The organism is Halomonas beimenensis (assembly GCF_002549795.1).
Taxonomy (GTDB): Bacteria; Pseudomonadota; Gammaproteobacteria; order Pseudomonadales; family Halomonadaceae; genus Halomonas; species Halomonas beimenensis.
On sequence record NZ_CP021435.1, the window covers coordinates 2,215,441 to 2,234,970 of the forward strand.

General features: G+C 69.8%; 17 protein-coding genes. 4 read left to right on the forward strand and 13 right to left on the reverse strand.

Features of this window, described 5'->3' with window-relative positions; translation table 11 throughout:
* Window positions 1-43: 43 nt before the first annotated feature.
* The 10 genes from BEI_RS10465 to asd all read right to left on the reverse strand — a co-directional run bounded on the left by BEI_RS10465 (window position 44) and on the right by asd (window position 11,564).
* Entirely contained in the window at window positions 44-610 is a 567-nt protein-coding gene (locus BEI_RS10465; protein WP_097789472.1) for a CvpA family protein, read from the reverse strand.
* A complete protein-coding gene (locus BEI_RS10470) occupies window positions 607-1,287 on the reverse strand; it encodes an SPOR domain-containing protein (RefSeq protein ID WP_097789473.1) in 681 nt (226 codons plus the stop codon). Before BEI_RS10470 ends, BEI_RS10465 begins: the two co-directional genes overlap by 4 nt.
* Window positions 1,284-2,600 (reverse strand): bifunctional tetrahydrofolate synthase/dihydrofolate synthase, encoded by a 1,317-nt coding sequence (folC, locus tag BEI_RS10475; RefSeq protein ID WP_097789474.1) that lies wholly within the window; start codon window positions 2,598-2,600, stop codon window positions 1,284-1,286. The genes BEI_RS10470 and folC overlap by 4 nt, the downstream gene beginning before the upstream one ends.
* 7 nt (window positions 2,601-2,607) lie before the next feature.
* Complete coding sequence (gene accD / locus BEI_RS10480; RefSeq protein WP_097789475.1) at window positions 2,608-3,609, reverse strand: acetyl-CoA carboxylase, carboxyltransferase subunit beta; 1,002 nt, start codon at window positions 3,607-3,609, stop codon at window positions 2,608-2,610.
* Window positions 3,610-3,683: 74 nt separating this feature from the next.
* Window positions 3,684-4,487, reverse strand: coding sequence for a tryptophan synthase subunit alpha (gene trpA / locus BEI_RS10485; RefSeq protein ID WP_097789476.1), 804 nt, complete (start codon window positions 4,485-4,487; stop codon window positions 3,684-3,686).
* 9 nt (window positions 4,488-4,496) lie between these two features.
* On the reverse strand, window positions 4,497-5,711 hold the full coding sequence (gene trpB, locus BEI_RS10490) for a tryptophan synthase subunit beta (protein WP_097789477.1): 1,215 nt from the start codon (window positions 5,709-5,711) through the stop codon (window positions 4,497-4,499).
* A gap of 54 nt (window positions 5,712-5,765) precedes the next feature.
* Window positions 5,766-6,407, reverse strand: coding sequence for a phosphoribosylanthranilate isomerase (locus BEI_RS10495; RefSeq protein WP_227644444.1), 642 nt, complete (start codon window positions 6,405-6,407; stop codon window positions 5,766-5,768).
* Window positions 6,408-6,553: 146 nt separating this feature from the next.
* A complete protein-coding gene (gene truA, locus BEI_RS10500) occupies window positions 6,554-7,465 on the reverse strand; it encodes a tRNA pseudouridine(38-40) synthase TruA (RefSeq protein WP_097791055.1) in 912 nt (303 codons plus the stop codon).
* Between the two features lie 7 nt (window positions 7,466-7,472).
* On the reverse strand, window positions 7,473-9,986 hold the full coding sequence (locus BEI_RS10505; RefSeq protein WP_097789479.1) for a FimV/HubP family polar landmark protein: 2,514 nt from the start codon (window positions 9,984-9,986) through the stop codon (window positions 7,473-7,475).
* A 465-nt stretch (window positions 9,987-10,451) separates the two neighbouring features.
* Entirely contained in the window at window positions 10,452-11,564 is a 1,113-nt protein-coding gene (gene asd / locus BEI_RS10510; RefSeq protein ID WP_097789480.1) for an aspartate-semialdehyde dehydrogenase, read from the reverse strand.
* Window positions 11,565-11,829: 265 nt separating this feature from the next.
* On the opposite strand from asd, the gene BEI_RS10515 reads away from it, so the two are divergent.
* Window positions 11,830-12,780, forward strand: coding sequence for an IS481 family transposase (locus BEI_RS10515; RefSeq protein WP_097789481.1), 951 nt, complete (start codon window positions 11,830-11,832; stop codon window positions 12,778-12,780).
* Window positions 12,781-12,844: 64 nt separating this feature from the next.
* On the opposite strand, the gene leuB is transcribed toward BEI_RS10515, so the two are convergent.
* The 3 genes from leuB to leuC all read right to left on the reverse strand — a co-directional run bounded on the left by leuB (window position 12,845) and on the right by leuC (window position 16,201).
* Window positions 12,845-13,924 carry a 3-isopropylmalate dehydrogenase gene (leuB, locus tag BEI_RS10520; RefSeq protein WP_097789482.1) on the reverse strand — a complete coding sequence of 360 codons (1,080 nt, stop codon included), beginning with the start codon at window positions 13,922-13,924 and terminating at the stop codon, window positions 12,845-12,847.
* A gap of 177 nt (window positions 13,925-14,101) precedes the next feature.
* Complete coding sequence (gene leuD / locus BEI_RS10525; protein WP_097789483.1) at window positions 14,102-14,746, reverse strand: 3-isopropylmalate dehydratase small subunit; 645 nt, start codon at window positions 14,744-14,746, stop codon at window positions 14,102-14,104.
* A gap of 3 nt (window positions 14,747-14,749) precedes the next feature.
* A complete protein-coding gene (gene leuC / locus BEI_RS10530; RefSeq protein WP_097789484.1) occupies window positions 14,750-16,201 on the reverse strand; it encodes a 3-isopropylmalate dehydratase large subunit in 1,452 nt (483 codons plus the stop codon).
* 282 nt (window positions 16,202-16,483) lie between these two features.
* Here leuC and BEI_RS10535 point away from each other — a divergent pair, with 282 nt between their 5' ends.
* The 3 genes from BEI_RS10535 to BEI_RS10545 all read left to right on the forward strand — a co-directional run bounded on the left by BEI_RS10535 (window position 16,484) and on the right by BEI_RS10545 (window position 19,490).
* Window positions 16,484-17,380, forward strand: a complete 897-nt coding sequence (locus BEI_RS10535) for a LysR family transcriptional regulator (RefSeq protein ID WP_097789485.1) — start codon at window positions 16,484-16,486, stop codon at window positions 17,378-17,380.
* A gap of 188 nt (window positions 17,381-17,568) precedes the next feature.
* Window positions 17,569-18,726 (forward strand): aromatic ring-hydroxylating oxygenase subunit alpha, encoded by a 1,158-nt coding sequence (locus BEI_RS10540; RefSeq protein ID WP_097789486.1) that lies wholly within the window; start codon window positions 17,569-17,571, stop codon window positions 18,724-18,726.
* Complete coding sequence (locus tag BEI_RS10545; protein ID WP_097789487.1) at window positions 18,723-19,490, forward strand: SDR family NAD(P)-dependent oxidoreductase; 768 nt, start codon at window positions 18,723-18,725, stop codon at window positions 19,488-19,490. The genes BEI_RS10540 and BEI_RS10545 overlap by 4 nt, the downstream gene beginning before the upstream one ends.
* Window positions 19,491-19,530 lie beyond the last annotated feature (40 nt).

Here is a 19,530-nt window from a genome sequence, read left to right on the forward strand (position 1 = left end):
TTGCCTTGATTGAGCGGCGCCCTTGCGCGCCGTGTCATCGATGTCATGGGGTGGCGACCCGCTCGTCCGGCTTCCCCGCGTGGGGGTTGACCGGCAGCTCGCCGAGGGTCCCGGGCGACACGGGCAGGCGGTCTTCCCAGTCCGCCAGCCGACCGATCGCCCAGTCCTTGAGTTGTACGAAGCCTGGCCGCAGGGTGGCCTGCTGCCAGGCCTGAAGCCGCTCCAGCGGCGTCAGGCCGATCAGCAGGGTCACCAGCACCAGCACCGCCCCGCCCTTGACCAGGCCGAAGGCGGCGCCGGCCAGCCGATTGAACAGGCCCATCCCGACCCACTCCACGGCGGCATGGATCAGCCGGATGATCACGCCGCAGGCCAGGATCACGCCGAGGACCACCAGCACGAAGGCCAGCACCAGCCGCCCGTCGGGGCTGTCGAGGACGCCGACGAGCCGGTCGGCCAGCGGTTCGGCCAGCCAGCGCGCCGCCAGCAGGGCGACGATCCAGGCGGCCAGCCCCAGCGCCTCGCGGACCAGGCCCCGGACGAGTCCGGCGATGCCGGTCACGGCGAGGACCGCCACGAAGGCCCAGTCGAGCCAGGTCAGGGTGGTCACGGCGCCTTCACCAGCAGGCCCTGGAGATTCTGGCTGGCCTTGAGCCGGCCCATGACGTCCTCGGCGACCTCGGTACTGGCATAGGGGCCGACATAGACGCTGACCAGGTCATTGCTGCGCGGGCGCCGATACGCGGGGAAGCCCTCCGCCACCAGCCGCGCCTCCAGGCGCTCCGCGTTGCCGGGTTCGCCGAAGCTGCCGACCTGCACGGCCCACTCCCCCCCCGGCACGGCCTGGGTGGACGACCTCTCGTCGCCGCCCAGCCGCTCATCGGCCGCACGGGCCAGCTCGGCGATGGGATCCTCACCGGAGGAGGGCTCGGCCGGGGCCTCCGCCTCCTCGGCGACGCCGCCCGGGGCGGGAGGGGCATCGACGGCCGGGGCTTCCTCGGTGGCCGCGGCCTGGCGTCCGGGTACCGGTGCCGGGACCTCCCCGGCCTCGGCCGGGTCGGCGCCCATCGTCGATGCCTCCTGGCCGGCCTGCTCGCCCAGGCTCTGCGGCGGCACGGGATCCTCGAGCGACTGCCGCTCGACTTCCACCGGCTGTTCGATGGTCAGCATTGGCTCGGGGCGCTCCTCTCGAGGCGCCGGGTCATCGAACAGCAGCGGCACGAAGATCACCGCCAGGGCGATCAGGATCAGTCCTCCGCTGACCCGCTCACGCAGTCCGTATTTCATCTTGCGCCCTCGCCGCTAGCCTCGTCCGCTCCAGTCTGCGCCTCCTCGGCCCAGGCCGCCAGGACCCCGGCCACGGTGAAGAAGGAGCCACAGACCAGGACGCGATCCTCGGGGTCGAGGTGCGTCGCCAGCCACGCCGCTCCCGCCGCCGGGGAGGACGCCCGGTGCACCACCGCCAGGTTCCGGTCGCCCAGGATCCCGGCCAGCGCCTCGGCGCTGCGTGCTCGGTCACCCTCGAGGGACACCGGCAGCCAGGCCTCGACCACCGGCGCCAGGGCGCGAATCACGCCTTCGGCGTCCTTGTCGGCGAGCATGCCCAGCAGGGCGATGGTGCGCCCACGGCAGGGGCGCTCGGCCAGGCGCCGGGCCAGGTACTCCGCGGCATGGGGGTTGTGGCCCACGTCCAGGCACCACTGGCCGCGCCACTGCATCCGCCCGGGCAGCCGAACCCCGTCCAGCGCCCGGCGGCAGGCCGCCGGATCCAGCGCCTGGTCGGCCAGGGCCAACGCCTGCAGGGCGCTGGCGGCGTTGTCCAGCGGCAGCCCCGGATCGGGCAGGTCCGTCAGCGTCAGGGCACTGCCCCGGGCATCCCGCCCCCGCCAGGTCCAACCGGCCGGATGCGACTCGCGGAAGAAGGCCGCGTTCAGGGCGAACACCGGAGCCCCGAGCGCCTCGGCGGTGGCCGCGACGCTGGCCGGCAGCCGGTCGCTGCCCAGCACCGCCGGCCGCCCGGGCCGCATGATGCCCGCCTTCTCGCGGCCGATGCCTTCCAGGTCGTCACCCAGGTAGGCGGCATGATCCCGGGCGATGGTGGTCACCACCGCCACGTCGGCATCCAGGACGTTGACGGCGTCGAGACGCCCGCCGAGGCCGACCTCGAGAATGGCGAGGTCGGGGGCGCAGGCGCGAATGGCATGCAGCGCCCCCAGGGTGCCGGCCTCGAAGTAGGTCAGGCTGACCGGCTCGGCGTCGAGGCGGGCGGCCTCCACGGCCTCGAAGCCGGCGACCAGGACGGCGTCGTCCGCCTCCCGGCCGTCCAGGCGCAGCCGTTCGTTGTAGCGCAGCAGGTGCGGCGAGGTGTAGGTGGCCGTGGTCGCCCCATGCTCGCGGGCCAGGGCCTCCAGCATGGCCACGGTGGAGCCCTTGCCGTTGGTGCCCGCCACGGTGATCACGCGACGGGCGATGGGGCGGTCCAGCAGGCCCATCCGGCGGGCGACCTCGGCCACCCGGTCGAGGCCGAGGTCGATGCCCACCGGGTGAGCCGCTTCCAGCCGCGCCAGCCAGGCATCGAGGGAGGAGGAAGCGTCGCGCATGGGCAGATCAGCGGCCGGCGTCGGAGCGCGGCTCCTCGGCGGGCGCGGCGGCCGTCGCGGAGGGCTCGGCGGGAACCTCATCGGCCTCCGGCTCGGCGCGCTCGGCCTCATCGACCAGGTCCGGCTCGGCGGTGGCCGCCACCGGACCGCTGGACGGCTGATGGGTCAGCTTGCGCAGCATCGCGCCGAGTCGGCTGCGCATCTCGTGCCGGTGGACGATCATGTCCACGGTGCCGTGCTCGAGCAGGAACTCGCTGCGCTGGAAGCCTTCGGGCAACTGCTCGCGGACCGTCTGCTCGATGACCCGCGGTCCGGCGAAGCCGATCAGGGCGTTGGGCTCGGCGACGTTGAGGTCGCCCAGCATCGCCAGCGAGGCCGAGACGCCCCCGAACACCGGATCGGTGAGCACCGAGACGTAGGGCACCCCGGCCTGCTTGAGCTTCTCCAGGGCGGCGGAGGTCTTGGCCATCTGCATCAGCGAGAACAGCGCCTCCTGCATCCGCGCCCCGCCCGAGGCGCCGAAGCAGATGAGGGGAACCCCCTCCTCCAGCGCCACGGTCGCGGCACGCACGAACTTCTCGCCCACCACGGCGCCCATGGACCCCCCCATGAAGGTGAACTCGAAGGCCACCGCCACCACCGGCAGCCCCTCGAGGCTACCGCGCATGGCCACCAGGGCATCCTTCTCGCCGGTGGACTTCTGGGCCGCGGCCAGGCGGTCCTTGTACTTCTTCGAGTCGCGGAACTTCAGGCGGTCGACGGGCTCGAGCTCGGCGGCGATCTCCTCGCGGCCGTCCTTGTCGAGGAACCAGTCCAGGCGCTTGCGCGCGGTCAGGCGCAGGTGGTGATCGCACTTGGGACAGACGTTGTGATGCTTCTCAAGCTCCGGCAGGTAAAGCACCGCGTCGCACTTGGGACACTTGCGCCACAGGCCGTCGGGGACGCTCGCGCGCCGGTCCTTGCGCTGAATGCGGCCCACCGAGGGCACGATCTTGTCTAGCCAGCTCATCTCAGAAACGCTTCCATTTATGCTGTCGCCCCCGCAGCGGCGGGGGCGGAATCGAATCGGTCGGCTCGGGAGCGTCAGGCGTCCAGGGCCTGGCGCATCTCGCCCAGTACCGCCTCCAGGGCGGCAGGGATCGCCTCGGGCCGGTCGGCGTTGTCGGCGATGCGGTTGACCAGGGCGCTGCCGACGATCACGCCGTCGGCCACTCGACCGACCTCGGCGGCGGCCGCGCCGTCACGGATGCCGAAGCCGACGCACAGGGGCAGGTCGGTCATCTCGCGCAGCGGCGCCAGGTGTTCGGCGACATCCGCGGCATCGACGGCGGCCCCGCCGGTGACGCCCTTGAGCGAGACGTAATAGAGATAGCCCTCGCCGTGGGCACATATTGTAGCGGCCCGGGCCGAGGAAGTGGTAGGGGCCACCAGGAAGATCGAGGCCAGGCCGCGCTCCTTGAGCACCGGCCCCATCAGGTCCGCCTCCTCGGGCGGCAGGTCGACGAGCAGCACACCGTCGACGCCGGCGTCACGCGCCTGGTCGGCGAAGGTTTCCAGCCCCATGCGTTCCACGGGATTGAGGTACCCCATCAGCACCACCGGGGTCTCGCCATCCTCGCGACGGAAGTCGCGCACCATCTCGAGCAGGTGAGTCAGGCGGACATGGTGCTTGAGGGCCCGCTCGCAGGCCTTCTGGATCACCGGGCCGTCGGCCATGGGATCGGAGAAGGGCACGCCAAGCTCGATCACGTCGGCCCCGGCACGGACCAGGGCATGCATGAAGCCCACGGTGTACTCGGGCGCAGGATCGCCGCCGGTGATGTAGGGAATCAGCGCACGGCGTCCCTCGGCCTTGAGCGCGGCGAAGCGTTGGTCGATACGATTCATCAGGATCCCCTAGAGTTCGATGCCATCGAGCTTGGCGACGGTCAGGATGTCCTTGTCGCCCCGGCCGGAGAGGTTGACCACGATATGCTGGTCCGGGCGCATGGTCGGCGCCAGCACCTTGGCGTGGGCCAGGGCATGGGCGGATTCGAGCGCCGGCATGATGCCTTCCACATGGGTGAGTTCGCGGAAGGCCTCGAGCACCGCATCGTCGTTCGCCGCCACGTAGTTGACCCGCCCCACGTCCTTCCACAGGGCATGCTCGGGCCCCACACCGGGATAGTCCAGTCCGGCGGAGATGGAGTGGGTGTCGCTGACCTGCCCGCCCTCGTCGGACATCAGGTAGGTGCGATTGCCGTGGAGCACGCCGCGTGGCGCGTTCGATGCCAGGGGCGCGGCATGGCGCCCGGTGGCCACCCCGTCGCCCCCGGCCTCGACGCCGTACATGACCACCTCGTCGTCCTCGACGAAGGGATAGAACAGCCCCATGGCATTGGAGCCGCCACCCACGCAGGCGATCAGGGCGTCGGGCAGGCGACCGAACTCCTCGACCGACTGGCGACGCGCCTCGCGCCCGACCACCGAATTGAAGTCGCGCACCAGCATGGGATAGGGATGCGGCCCGGCCACGGTGCCGATGATGTAGAAGGTGTCATCGACGTTGGTCACCCAGTCACGCAGCGCCTCGTTCATGGCGTCCTTGAGGGTGCGGGTGCCGGATTCCACCGGGATGACGTTGGCCCCCAGCAGGCGCATGCGGTAGACGTTGAGCTTCTGGCGCTCGACGTCCTCGGCGCCCATGTAGACGTCGCAGCGCAGCCCCAGCCGGGCGGCCACGGTGGCGGTCGCCACGCCATGCTGGCCGGCCCCGGTCTCGGCGATCACCCGCGGCTTGCCGCTCTTCTTGGCGAGCAGGGCCTGGCCGATGGTGTTGTTCACCTTGTGCGCACCGGTGTGGTTGAGGTCCTCGCGCTTGAGCCAGACCTGGGCGCCGCCGAGCCGTTCGGACCATCGTGCCGCATGATAGAGCGGAGAGGGCCGACCCACGTAATGGGCCAGATCATGGTCGAATTCCGCCTGGAAGTCCGGATCATCGCGAAGCCGCGCATAGGTCTTGTCCAGATCCTCCAGGGCGAAGCTCAGGGTCTCCGAGACGAACCGGCCGCCATAGGGGCCGAAATGGCCGCGGGCATCCGGCAGTCGGGTCAGGTCACTGAACTTGCTCACGAGAGACACCTCACAGGGTCGCCAGAAGGGGTGTAGGGAACGGGAAATTCGGGATCACGCATCGGCGCGACGCACCTCCCGCAGGAAGTCCGCCATGCGCCGGGCATCCTTGCGGCCGGGAGCGGCCTCGATGCCGCCGGAGACGTCCACCGCGAAGGGCCGGACCGTCTCGATGGCCCGGGCCACGTTGGCCGGCGTCAGGCCTCCGGCGAGGATAACAGGTTTTGCCAGGGCTGCGGGGATGCGCGTCCAGTCGAAGGTCTCGCCGGTGCCCCCCGGCACGCCGGGGCGATAGGCATCCAGCAGCAACCCACGAGCGCCTTGGTAGGCGTCGGCCGCGGCCGCCAGGTCGAGACCGTCGCGCATGCGAAGCGCCTTGATCCAGGGCCGCGGCGCCGCATCGCAGAAGGCCGGGGGCTCCTCCCCGTGGAACTGCAGCAGGTCCAGGTGCTCGCTGGCCCGGGCCACCCAAGCGGGTTCCGGGTCGACGAAGAGCCCCACCCGGGTGACGAAGGCCGGCACCCGCTCGCAGAGCGCCGCCAGCTGCGACGGGTCGACGGCCCGCTTGCTGCCGGACCAGAGCACGAAGCCCAGGGCATCGGCGCCGGCCGATACGGCGGCGTCCACGTCCTCGGGACGCGTCATGCCGCAGAACTTGACCCGGGTACGGCGGGGTTGAGGGGGCAGAGCTGTCAAGGGAAGCGTCTCCAGATCAACGGGCGGTCAATGGGCCCTGTGGGAGCGATCTTCAGATCGCGATGGTGGCCGCCAGGCGCCCGGGAAGCCGCCCTGGCATCGCGCAGCGAGCCGCGCTCCCACCGAGGGCTTCGATCAAGGCATGGCTACGCATCCGCCGCCACCGGGCGACCGCGCCGGAACTCGACCATCGGGCAATCCGGCAGGGGGCGCTCGCCGGTCCACTCGCCGAGGAAGGCCAGCAGGTTGGGCCCCAGGGGTTCGGCAGGCAGGCCCCATGCCTCGTCGTAGAGGGAGTCGACGAAGTGCAGGCCGCAGGCCGGCGCGGTGACGTCGCCCAGGGTGCGATCGCGGAGCGCCAGCAGCCGCGCCGGGTAGTCCTCGCCCTGCTCGCCCCGCCCCACCGTGACCAGGGCACCGGCGATGTTACGGATCATGTGGTGCAGGAAGGCGTTGCCCTGGACGTCGATCACCACCAGCGGACCGTGACGGTGCACCTCGATGAAGTGGAGGTGCCGCCAGGGGGTCTTCGACTGGCAGCCGGCGGCCCGGAAGGTGGAGAAGTCATGCTCGCCCACCAGCGCCTGGGCCGCCCGGTGCATGGCGCCGGCGTCCAGGGGATCGCGGCACCAGGTCACGTTGGCCCGCTCCAGTACCGGACGACTCGGCTGGTTCAGCAGCACATAGCGGTAGCGCCGCGCCAGGGCCTTGAAGCGCGCATGGAAGTCGGGCGCCACCTCGGTGACCCAGCGCACGGCGATGTCACGGGGAAGGTTCGAGTTGACGCCGAATACCCAGGCCTTCTGGGAGCGGGGGGCGGGCGGATCGAAATGGACGATCTGGCGAGTGGCGTGCACCCCGGAATCGGTGCGGCCGCTGGCATGCACCTTCACAGGGGCCCCGGCCACCCGGGACAGGGCGGTCTCCAGGGACGCCTGGACCGAGGCGGCATGCTTGAGGCGCTGCCAGCCGCAATAGGCACTGCCGTCGTATTCCACGGCCATGGCCAGCCGGCCGGAGAGGGGATGATGTTCGTCGAGACGATGAAAAAGGGTCATGCGCACGTCATGGCTGGTGTCGGTCGAGCAGGTCGCGGGCCTCCTCCCTCACGCCGGTGTCATCGGCCTCCTCGAGCAGTCGCTCCAGCAGGAGGCGCGCCTCCCGGACCTCACCGAGCTCGATCAGGTGGCGGGCCTCGTTGAGGGTGGGCGCCGAGGATGCCTCGTCGGCAGATCCCGTATTATCCCCGCCGAGCGGCGGGAACGCCACCTCCTCGACATCCCACCCTTCCCCCGGCTTGGCGGTGAGCGGCTCCGCCGGCCGCTCCTGGGGGGTGAAGTCGACACTGGGCTGCATGGGGGTCTCATCCCCGGTCGAGGCCTCCGGATCCAGCGACGGCGGCCGGTAGTCGATGACCTGACTGCCGTCCTCCTTCACCCGGGTAGTCACCTGAGGCAGGGCCTCCTCGTCGGCGGAGGGCGACTCTGCCCTCCCCTCGTCGGCGCCGGCAACCTCGGCTTCCCGCCGGCTCTCGGCGTCCGCCGCCCGCGCCGCTTCGCCCTCGGGCTCCACCCGCGGGGGGCGGTAGCGGGAGAGGTCCTCGGCCCCGGGGGGATCGGTCCGTTCGGAGGCCGGCGCGCTCGGCGCTTCCTCGCCACGGGGCGGGGAAGCGTCGGACGGCCCCTCCGGACCCGCGGCGCCGGGTTCGGCGAAGTGCCGCGGCGGGCGCTCGTCCGCCGCGCTGAAGACCGCCCGCTGGCCGGCCGTCGCGGATCTCGTGGTCAAGCGCCCCATCAGCCGCTCCACCTCGGCCTGGGTGGCGGGATCGGCGGACGCCCGCAGCCGGGTAGCCTCCCGCTCGGCGGCCTCGCGCTCGCCCTGCTCGAGCAGGACCCGAAGCAGCTTGACGCGCAGGTCATCCCGCTCGGGCTCCCTTGCCAGCCCCGCCTCCAGGAGCTCGCGAGCCTGGTCATAGCGACCGTAGGCGATGAAGATATCGGCCTCGTTGATGGCCTGGGCCTCGGGCATGGAAGCCTTCACCGGCCGCGGGGCGTCGCCATCCTGGCCGGGAGCCTCCGCGCCCGCGGCGGACGCCTCCCCATGGGGCACCGCCACCTGGACCTCGCCGAAGGGGAAGGCCGGCTCCTCTTCCCGCGAACGGCGCCGCCGCACGAGGGCCCACAAGGCCAGGAGGGCGGCGATCCCGGCCCCCCCGGACATCAAGGGGCGCTCCAGGGCGGCTTGATAGAGGGCGCCCCACCAGGGAGTCGCGGCCGGCTGCCCGGTGGCCTCCGGCGCCTCCGGCGGCACCACGCCGCCGGCGCCGGCACCCTCGACGCCGGCGCCTCCCGCCGCCAGGGCGGCCACGCGCTCACGCAGCTCGCTCAGCTCTTCGCGCACGCCGGCCAGCTCGGCCTCCAGCGCATCGCGCTCGGCCTGGACGGCACTCAGGGCCGCCCGGCTCTCCTCCCAGCGCCGCTCCAGTCGCAACAGCCGCTCGTCCTCGGTCAGCGCCCCGCCGCCGGTGATCGCCGCCAACACGCCCGGCTCGATCCTGACGCGGGGCGCCGCCTCGCCATCATCCGCCTGCCCGCTCCCGGCCGGCGCGGCGCTTGCGCCTTCGGCGGCCCCGCCGAGCCCCGCCGCTTCCTCCTCGGTGAGCAGCGTCAGCCGCGGGGCCTCGCTCGTGGCCTCGCCGCGCTCGACCGCGGACGCCCCTCCTGAAGCCTCGCCTCCCTCCAGCGGGGCCCCGGCCTCGGCGGCACCGGCCACCGCCTCGGCGCCCCCCAGCGGCACCCTGGCCGGCGCGCCGGCGCCACGACCGGCCCAGGCACGGTTCATGGCCTGGACCAGCTCGGCGGCCCGCGAGGGTGAGCGGGCGGCGATCGCCGCGCGAGGCGGCACGACGAGGGTGTAGCCGGCTCGCATGTCGTTGATGTTCCCCGTCGGGAAGACCTCGGGATTGGCCTCCACCAGGGCCAGCATCATCTGGTTCATGCCGATCCCGCTGTCCGGGCGCAGGCGGCCCGCCACGGCCCAGAGGGTATCGCCGCTGCGCACCCGGGCCGGATCGCCCGACGTCCGCGAACTCGCCGGCAGACCGGCCCGGCTGGGTGCGCGGGGCCTCGCGGTCGAGTCGGCCAGCCGAGCCCGGTCGGCGCCCTCCACCAGGGCCGGCATGGCCGCATAGTCGGGGGGGTCCAGGAGCAGGGTGACCTCACGCAGCTGGCGGCCCCCCGGCCAGTCGAAGCGCAGCAAGAGGTCCAGCCAGGGCTCGCGCACCGCTCGCTCGGTGGCCAGGTCGAGTACCAGGCGCCCCTGGCGACGCTGGATCTCCAGCTGCACGCTGGCCGCGAGGGGCGTACGGGCGAGCCCGGCGACGCGATAGGCCTCGGCACCGGCGATCGAGGCGTTGAGCAGGCCGGCCTGCAATCCGGCGGTGTCGGTCAGGGGAATGCTGGCACGCAACGGCGCATTGAGCGTCGAGCGCACCTCGACATCCCCCAGCCCCAGGGCCAGCGCCAGGGGACTGGCGAGGGAAAGCGGCAGCAGCGTGGTGAGCGTCAGCTTGCGTTTCATGGGACCCCTTAGTGTCGCGCCTCGGTCGTTCCGGTGCCCGGCCCGTCAAGGCCTGGCCATTCGGGCGGTATGGTAATGTCTAACACATCGAACTCGTTGGCGGGCCCGCCCCGCTCTTTCTACCCTCTCATACTTTCAACGTAAGCCATTGATCCCCGGTCGTGCGAATTTCGGCCGACCAACGAAAGGCGGGGCGCCTCCCGAGGGAGGCGCCCCGCCTTTCCCCATTTAGGGGGTTGGAAGATAAGTCGCTGATTCATGTCGCGAGCGAAGAGAGGCGGGGGCGCCTAGCCTGGCCGCCGTCGGAACGGAACACCCGGAGTTGACTGGTTGCTCAATGAGGCTTGTGACGGTCCGACGTATCGGGACCGCCGGCGGCCAGGATTGCCAGGTTCGTTCCCGACGAACCAACCCACTTCCCATGTCCCTGTGGGTCGTCGAGCGCAGCAATGAATCCGTGATTTATCACTGTTCCCGCAGGATCTTGAGCATCCGCTTCAACGGCTCCGCCGCGCCCCACAGCAGCTGGTCGCCGACGCTGAAGGCGGACAGGTACTCGCCGCCCATGGACAGCTTGCGCAGGCGACCCACCGGAACGGTCAGGGTACCGGTGGCCGCGGCCGGGGTCAGGCCGTCGATGGTGGCGTCCTTGTCGTTGGGGATCAGCTTCACCCAGTCGTTGTGGGTGGCGATGCGCTCCTCGATCTCGTCGAGCGGCACGTCCTGCTTGAGCTTGATGGTGAACGCCTGGCTGTGGGAACGCATGGCGCCGATGCGCACGCAGAGGCCATCGATCGGCACCGGGTTGTCCTGCAGGCCGAGGATCTTGTTGGTCTCGACGCTGCCCTTCCACTCCTCGCGGCTCTGGCCGTTGTCGAGCTTGGAATCGATCCAGGGCAGCAGGCTGCCGGCGAGCGGTGCACCGAAGTTGTCGACGGGAAAGTCGCCACCGCGCATGGCCGCGGTGACCTTGCGATCGATGTCCAGGATGGCGCTGGACGGGTCGGCGAGCTCGCCGGCCACGCTGTCGCGCAGGGCCCCCATCTGGTTGAGCAGCTCGCGCATGTGCTTGGCGCCGGAGCCGGAGGCCGCCTGATAGGTCATGGAGGTCATCCACTCGACCATGTCGGCCTCGAACAGGCCGCCCAGGCCCATCAGCATCAGGCTGACGGTGCAGTTGCCACCGACGAAGGTCCTGGCGCCGCGCGCCAGTTGGTCGTCGATCACCTTGCGGTTGACCGGGTCCAGCACGATGGTGGCCTCATCGGCCATGCGCAGGGTGCTGGCGGCGTCGATCCAGTAGCCCTTCCAGCCACCGCCCCGCAGGTCCTCGTAGACCTGCTTGGTGTAGTCGCCGCCCTGGCAGGTGACGACCACGTCCAGGGCCTTGAGGGCCTCGAGGTCGAAGGCGTCCTTCAGCGGAGGCACGTCCACGCCGACGTCGGGCCCCGGCTGGCCGACCTGGGAGGTGGTGAAGAAGATCGGCTCGATGCCGTTGAAGTCCCCATCTTCCACCATGCGCTGCATGAGCACGGAGCCCACCATGCCACGCCATCCGACGAAACCGACTTTCAACATGTGAAGTCCTCCAAAAAGAATGAACCCATTAGTATACAGGAAGCGAGGGGGCTTATCAGCGGCCAGGCTCTTGGTGTCGGGCAATCGCACGCTGATAAGGAGTCTCGATAATCGAGCTACAAATCACTGTGGGAGCTCAGTTTACTGAGCGATTGGCGCCGACAGGCGCCCCGTATGCCTAGCTGTGATCTCTCGGTAGGTTGTTCATCCGGAACCTACCCGGACAATTGGAGGTGCGACCCAAACCAACCTCCAGGAGGCCCGGATGAACACCCATAAGAATGCCCGTCTCACAGTGCATGGTCGAGCCCTGCTGGTCCGCCGAGTCATCAGGGAAGGGCTTCGGCCAGCGGAGGTGGCCCAGGCGCAAGGCGTCAGTGTGCGGACGGTCTACAAGTGGGTACGCCGTTACAGGGACGAGGGCGAGGCCGGTCTCCTGGACCGTTCTTCTCGCCCATGCCGTTGTCCTCATGAGACCCCAGACGCGATCCGCGCGCAGGTCATCGCACGCCGCCGGCAGCGCCAGACCTACCGCCAGATTGCCGAACAGGTGGGCATCGGACACAGTACGGTCGCGCGACTCCTTGAGCGCGAGGGGCTGAATCGTCTCTCGGTCTTGGCGCCCGCTCCTCTCGAGAACCGCTACGAGCATGACGCCCCGGGAGAGCTCCTGCACCTGGACATCAAGAAGCTCGGCCGCTTCGAGCGCCCAGGGCATCGTGTCACCGGCAATCGCCAGCAGAACACACGAGGCGCTGGCTGGGAGTACGTCCATGTGGCCATCGACGACCACTCGCGAGTGGCCTTCAGCACCATCCTGCCGGATGAGACCAAGTGGAGCGCTTGCCGTGCGCTGCTGCAGGCCGTGCGGTACTACAGGCGTCTGGGGGTCCACTTTAGCCGGGTACTGACCGACAATGGCGGATGCTACAAGTCCAAGCCATTCCGCCGCCTGTGCCGCCGATTAGGGCTGAAACGCAAGCGCACTCGCCCCTTTACGCCCCGTACCAATGGCAAGGCAGAGCGGTTCATTCAAACCGCCCTGCGCGAATGGGCCTATGCCTGGTCTTATCAGAGCTCAGAGCAACGAGGCGAGCATCTGCCCGCCTGGCTCCACCAGTACAACTGGCATCGGCCACATGCCAGTCTGAATTATCAGCCTCCGATTAGTCGGCTGGGACTTTCCGTGAACAACCTGGTGGGTTTACACACCTAGCGGGTAGCCGATGCATCGCGCAGCAAGCTGCGCTCCCACGATATTGCCGGCTCGCTTGTCCCCCCTACAGGGCCTCGAAGGCCGCCAGCACGGCGTCGCCCATCTCGGTGGTGGACACGGTCCGGCAGCCCTCGGAAGCGATGTCGGCGGTGCGCAGGCCGTCGTCGAGCACCCGGCCCACCGCGGCCTCGATGCGCTCGGCCAGCTCGGCCTCGCCCAGGGAGTAGCGCAGCATCATCGCCACCGAGAGGATGGTCGCCAGGGGGTTGGCGACATTCTGGCCGGCGATGTCCGGGGCGCTGCCGTGGCAGGGCTCGTACATGCCCTGGCCGCTCTCGTTGAGCGAGGCCGAGGGCAGCATGCCGATGGAGCCGGTGAGCATGGCCGCGGCATCGGAGAGGATGTCGCCGAACATGTTGCCGGTGACCACCACGTCGAACTGCTTGGGCGCCCGGACCAGCTGCATGGCGGCGTTGTCCACGTACATGTGGGACAGCTCGACGTCGGGATACTCCGCGGCCAGCCGTTCCATGACCTCGCGCCACAGCATGGTCACCTCGAGCACGTTGGCCTTGTCCACCGAGCACAGCTTGCCGCCGCGCTTGCGGGCCATCTCGAAGGCCACCCGGCCGATGCGCTCGATCTCGGCCTCGGAGTAGACGTAGGTGTTGTAGCCCACCCGCTGGCCGTCGCGCTCCTCGATGCCCCGGGGCTGGCCGAAATAGATGCCGCCGGTCAGCTCGCGCACGATCATGATGTCCAGCCCGGAGACGACCTCGGGCTTGAGCGTCGAGGCCTCGGCCAGCTGCGGATAGAGCAGCGCCGGGCGCAGGTTGCCGAACAGGCCGAGCTCCTTGCGCAGGCCGAGCAGGCCCTTCTCCGGGCGCTTGGCGATGTCCTCGAGCTTGTCCCACTTGGGCCCGCCCACGGCGCCGAGCAGCACCGCGTCCGCCGCCCGGGCCTTGGCCAGGGTGACGTCCGGGAGCGGATGGCCCTCGGCATCATAGGCGGCACCGCCGACCGGCGCCTCCTCCACCTCGATGTCGAGGCCGCGGGCCTGACAGGCGGCCAGCACCCGGCCGGCCTGGGCGGTGATTTCCGGGCCGATGCCGTCGCCCGGGAGAACCAGAATCTTGCGTGTCATAACCGGTTAGTCCTTTTGATTATCACTACGAGGCGCCAAAACCGCAGGCTGCGGGCAGCGAGCTACGAGCCACGAAACCCAAACCCATAGCCCGTAGCCCGTAGCCCGTAGCCCGTAGCCCGTAGCCCGTAGCCCGTAGCCCGTAGCCCGTAGCCCGTAGCCCGTAGCCCGCAGCCATTATGCTTCCCGGAACAGCCAGGGGCGCGCCGCGCGATGCTTCTGCTCGAAGGCGCGGATGGCGTCCTCGTCCTGCAGGGTGATGCCGATGTCGTCGAGCCCCTCGAGCAGGCAATGCTTGCGGAAGGCGTCCACCTCGAACTCGAGGATCTCGCCGGAGGGCGTCACCAGGCGCTGGTGCTCGAGATCCACGTCGAGGCGGTAGCCCTCGTTGGCCTCCACCTCGGCGAACAGCCGGTCGACCTGCTCCTCGGGAAGCTTGATCAGCAGGATGCCGTTCTTGAAGGCGTTGTTGTAGAAGATGTCGGCGAAGCTCGGCGCGATCACCACCCGGAAACCATAGTCGGCCAGGGCCCAGGGGGCATGCTCCCGGGAGCTGCCGCAGCCGAAGTTCTGCCGGGCCAGGAGCACGCTGGCCCCCTGGTAGCGCGGCTGGTTGAGCACGAAGTCCGGGTTGAGCGGTCGCTGGGAGACGTCCTGGCCCGGCTGGCCCTCGTCCAGGTAGCGCAGTTCGTCGAAGAGGTTGACGCCGAAGCCGGTGCGCTGGATGGACTTCAGGAACTGCTTGGGGATGATCAGGTCGGTGTCGACGTTGGCGCGGTCCAGCGGCGCGACCAGGCCGTCGAGGCGTTCGAATTTCTGCATGGCTTAGGCCTCTTGTTCCTGAGCGTCGTCGTTGGCGGCGAGATCACGGACGTCGACGAAATGGCCGGCGATGGCGGCGGCGGCGGCCATCGCCGGGCTGACCAGATGGGTGCGTCCGCCATAGCCCTGGCGGCCCTCGAAGTTGCGGTTCGAGGTGGAGGCGCAGTGCTCCCCGGCACCCAGCTTGTCGGCGTTCATGGCCAGGCACATGGAGCAGCCCGGCTCGCGCCATTCGAAGCCCGCCTCGAGGAAGACCTTGTCGAGCCCCTCCGCCTCGGCCTGGCGCTTCACCAGGCCGGAGCCCGGCACCACCATGGCCAGCTTGACGGAGTCGGCGACCTTCTTGCCGCGGGCCACCTTGGCGGCCTCGCGCAGGTCCTCGATGCGCGAGTTGGTGCAGGAGCCGATGAACACCTTGTCGAGCCGGATGTCGGTGATCTTCTGCCTGGGGGCAAGGCCCATGTACTCCAGCGCCCGGCGGATGCCGGTCCGCGCCGTCTCGTCGGCGGCCTCGGCGGGATCCGGCACCTCGCCGCCGATGCCGGTGACCATCTCCGGGCTGGTCCCCCAGGAGACCTGGGGCTCGATGTCGGCGGCGTCCAGGGTCACCACCTTGTCGAACTCGGCGTCCGAGTCGGACACCAGCTCGCGCCAATCGGCCACCGCGGCCTCCCACTGCTCGCCGGTGGGCGCGTAGTGACGGCCCTTCAGGTAGTCGATGGTGGTGTCGTCCACGGCGATCAGGCCGACCCGGGCGCCGGCCTCGATGGCCATGTTGCAGACCGTCATGCGCCCCTCCATGGACAGCTCGCGAATGGCGCTGCCGGCGAACTCGATGGCGTAGCCGGTGCCGCCGGCGGTGCCGATCTCGCCGATGATGGCCAGCACGATGTCCTTGGCGGTGACTCCGGCGCCGAGCTCGCCTTCCACCCGCACCTGCATGTTCTTCATCTTCTGGGCCAGCAGGCACTGGGTGGCCAGCACGTGCTCCACCTCGGAGGTGCCGATGCCGTGGGCCAGGGCCGCGAAGGCGCCGTGGGTGGCGGTATGGGAGTCGCCACAGACCACGGTCATGCCCGGCAGGGTGGCACCCTGCTCCGGCCCCACCACGTGGACGATGCCCTGGCGGGGGTCGTTGATGCGGAACTCCTCGATGCCGAACTCGTTGCAGTTGTCGTCGAGAGTCTGGACCTGGATCAGCGATACCGGGTCCTCGATGCCGCTGTTGCCCGCGGCCCGCTCCTTGAGGGTGGTCGGCACGTTGTGGTCGGGGGTCGCCAGGTTGGCGTCGATCCGCCAGGGCCTGCGACCCGCCAGGCGCAGGCCCTCGAAGGCCTGGGGCGAGGTAACCTCGTGGAGCAGCTGGCGATCGATGTAGATCAGGGCGGTGCCGTCGTCGCGCTCCTTCACCAGGTGTTGCGACCACAACTTGTCGTAGAGTGTCTGGCCTGCCATCTCGTTCTCCCGGGCCTGCGGCCCTCTGCTTGTCCGGTCGGTGTTCGAATCCTGCTCGGGACTCTGCGTTCCCCGGTATCGTGGCTTTCCCGGCGCCGCCCTGCTCCGCCGCGATCGGCTTGCATCCTGTGGCCCTTGGCCCTTGGCCCTTGGCCCTTGGCCCTCGGCCCTCGGCCCTCGGCCCTCGGCGCTTTGGAGGCAGTGTCCCGCGGCGCGCACATAAAAGCAATTCATGTTATTTATTAAATGAATTCCTTACTGGAATAGCTAAAGGAGTTCAGCATGGACACCCAGAGCCTGCAGGCCTTCCTGGCCGTGGCCGACAGCGGCAGCTTCTCCCGGGCCGCGGAGCAGCTGCATCTCACCCAGCCGGCGGTCAGCAAGCGCATCGCGGTGCTCGAGGGCCAGGTCGGAGCCCGCCTCTTCGACCGCATCGGCCGGAAGGTGGCGCTCACCGAGGCCGGCCGGCTACTGCTCCCCCGGGCCCGGCAGATCCTGGTGATGGTCGACGACAGCCGCCGGGCCCTGGGCAACCTGGAGGGCCGGGTCGCCGGCAGCCTGACGCTCGCCACCAGCCACCACATCGGCCTGCATCGCCTGCCGCCGCTGCTCAAGGCCTATACCGGCCGCCACCCGGAGGTGCGGCTGGACCTGCACTTCCTGGACTCCGAACAGGCCTACCAGGGCGTGCTCGACGGCGAGCTGGAGATCGCCGTGGTGACCCTGGCGCCGCACCCCGATCCCCAGCTCGAGGTGGTGCCGGTGTGGATCGACCGACTGTGCTTCGTCTGCGCCCCGGACCACCCCCTGGCCGGCCGGGGGCGGCTGGGGCTCCACGAGCTGTGCGCCTTCGATGCCGTCCTTCCCGGCCCCCTGACCTTCACCCGCGGCCTGATCGAGGGCCGTTTCGCCGCCGCCGGCCTGGACCTGCCGGTGGCGCTCTCCACCAACTACCTGGAGACCCTGAAGATGATGACCGCCATCGGCCTGGGCTGGAGCCTGCTGCCGGAGCGGCTGGTGGCCGGGGAGCTGCACGTCCTCGAGGTGGACCACCCGCCGATCCATCGCCCCCTGGGCTACCTGGTGCATCGCAGCCGTACCCTGTCCAACGCCGCCCGGGCCATGCTGGGCCTGCTCGACCAAGCTCGCGAGGACGCGGCCAGAGACGGGGAGCATTGATGCCGTTAAACATCAATAATTACTACCCGGCATCATCCTGAATCATCGCTATATATGATTTTTAGCGGCAATTATTTGCCGCTTTACATCAAAACTATGCCCCATGGCGTGTCGCAAAACCTCATGTAGCGCCGCTACCGCCCGCCTAGCCTTGTGCCCATTACATCCCCTGATGCACGAGGTGAACCATGTCACAGAGCCCCCAGGCCTGGGCCGCCCAGCGTCCCGAGAACGCCCTGACCCTGCCGTCCCGCTACTTCTATGACCCGACGCTGTTCGAGGCCGAGCGCGAACGCATCTTCATGGGCGCCTGGCACTTCGGCTGTCACGTCAACGAGCTCGACCGGCCCGGCGCCTTCGTGGTCCGCGACATCTTCGACCAGAGCGTGATCCTGATGCGCGACCGGGACGGCGAGCTGCACGCCTTCCACAACGTCTGCCAGCACCGCGGCAACCGCCTGCTGAACGAGACCCGCGGCGTCCAGAAGGGCGTGATCCGGTGCGCCTACCACTCCTGGTGCTACGGCGCCGACGGCCGCCTCAAGGCCGCGCCGCGCAGCGATCGCATCGAGGCCTTCGACGTCGACGATTACCGGATCCCGCCGGTGCGCCTGCAGGTCTTCGCCGGCGGCGTCTACTTCAACCTCGATCCCGACGCCGCGGACATGCATGAGCTCTTCCCCGGGGCCGAGGCGGCCATCCGCGACGCCATTCCCGACCTCGACGAGCTGCGCCTGATCCAGGAGGACGACGTCGTCGTCCCGGCCAACTGGAAGGTGATCATGGACAACTCCATCGAGGGCTATCACTTCCAGCTCTCGGGGCCCCACCACGTCGACCTGGCGTCACTGATCGACTTCTCCGGCTACAAGCTGCGTCACCACGACAACTGGTGGACCTACGGCGCCCCGCCCAACCGCGAGGCGACCGAAGCCTATGGCGCACCGATCGGCCGCCCGGTGGAGGACGGCGACGGCTTCTTCAACATCGGCCTCTGGCCCCACAACACCTTCTACCAGTTCCCGTTCTCCCAGTGCATGGGCACCTTCATGATCATCCCGCTGGATGCCGAGCGCAGCATCCTGCGCTTCGGCTACTACAGCGCCCATGACCGGGACGCCCTGCCCGAGGTGACCCAGGCCAGCATCCGCTGGATGAACGAGGACCTGGGCCCGGAGGACATCGAGCTCAACGTCACCACCCAGAAGGGACTGCGCTCGCTGGGCTACGACCAGGGCCGCTACATGATCGACGCCGAGCGCAGCAACGAGAGCGAGCACCTGGTGCTGAACTTCCACCGCCTGGTGCACCGGGCCCTGCACGGCGAGGACGGAGCGGAGGCATGAGCGCCTCTCGTCCCTTCGCCGGCAAGCGCGTGCTGGTCACCGGCGGCGCCCGCGGGATCGGCGCCGCCACCGTGCGCCGCTTCCTCGAGGAGGGCGCGACGGTCGCCGTCGGCGCCCGGCGGGCGGCCTCCGTGGAAGCCCTGCGTGGGGAGCTGGGCGACGAGGCCGCGGTGGTCGCCGCCCCGGGGCCGCTGGAGGACCGCGCCTCCTGCGCCGCCGTGGTGGACGACGCGGTGGCCGGCCTCGGCGGGCTGGACGTGCTGGTCAATGGCGCCGGCGTCTTCGAGGAGGTGCCCTTCGAGGCGGTCAGCCAGGCCCACTGGGACGCCACCATGGCGGTCAACGTGGCCGGCACCTTCTTCACCCTCCAGGCCGCGCTCCCCCACCTGGAGGCGGCCTCCGGCAACGCCGTGAACCTGGGTTCCGACGCCGGGCTGATCGGCTTCCCGCCGAGCAGCGTCTACTCCGGGGCCAAGGCCGCGGTGGTCAACCTGACCCGGGCACTGGCCCTGGAGCTCGCCGGACGCATCCGCGTCAACTGCGTCTGCCCCGGCAACGTCGCCACCGAGATGATCGAGGCCGCCGCCGAGGCCAGCGGCGACCGGGAACGCTACCTGGCCGCCGCCCATGCCCGAGCACCGATGGGGCGCATGGCCCGGCCCGAGGAGGTCGCCGACGCCATCCTCCACCTGGCCTCGCCCCGGGCCGGCTTCACCCATGGCGCCATCCTCTCGGTGGATGGCGGCGGGGTCTGCGGCTACTGAGCCGATTCGCCCTTTCGATAACAACACGCTAAGGAGATTT